The sequence below is a fragment of the Acetomicrobium sp. S15 = DSM 107314 genome (assembly GCF_016125955.1).
In the GTDB taxonomy this organism is placed as follows: Bacteria; Synergistota; Synergistia; order Synergistales; family Thermosynergistaceae; genus Thermosynergistes; species Thermosynergistes pyruvativorans.
This window is the reverse complement of sequence record NZ_JADEVE010000011.1, coordinates 1-433: the sequence shown is the minus strand read 5'-3', so window position 1 is coordinate 433 and position 433 is coordinate 1. Positions and strand designations below refer to the sequence as shown.

General features: G+C 56.1%; 1 protein-coding gene. It reads left to right on the top strand.

What is annotated here, in order from left to right; genetic code table 11:
* Positions 1 to 60: 60 nt before the first annotated feature.
* Positions 61 to 433, top strand: a 373-nt coding sequence (locus tag EZM41_RS14125) for a tripartite tricarboxylate transporter permease (RefSeq protein ID WP_269778823.1), incomplete at its 3' end; no start/stop codon positions are given.

The window sequence follows — 433 nt, the reverse complement described above, 5'->3', positions numbered from 1 at the left end:
AAGCAGCCGATGCCGCCATTCCGTCCACATAGATCGTCACCGTTGCCGGATGAGACTTCCATGAGCATCCCAGGCATTTCAATGCTTCGGCGCAAAGATGAGATCATTATCGCCATTCTGACTCGTCAGGCTGAAATGATGGGGCTCAGATTAGGCGGAGGAACGCTTGAGATATTAAACGACGGCTTTGCGATGGCCAAAAAGGGCCTTGCTGGAAAGGCCTTGGGAGGGGCCACGGTGGCTTCGTTCTTAGGAGGTATGATCTCCCTCTCCTTCCTCGTACTCTTATCACCTCAGGTAGCGCGGTTCGACCGGCTCGTCGGCCCTGGTAAAATCGTAATCGAAACGGACTCTCACTCTACGACGCTCGGGGCCTTAGGGGCCTTTGCGAGCGGCGTCGGCGCGACTGACCTTGCGATCATCCTACTCACCG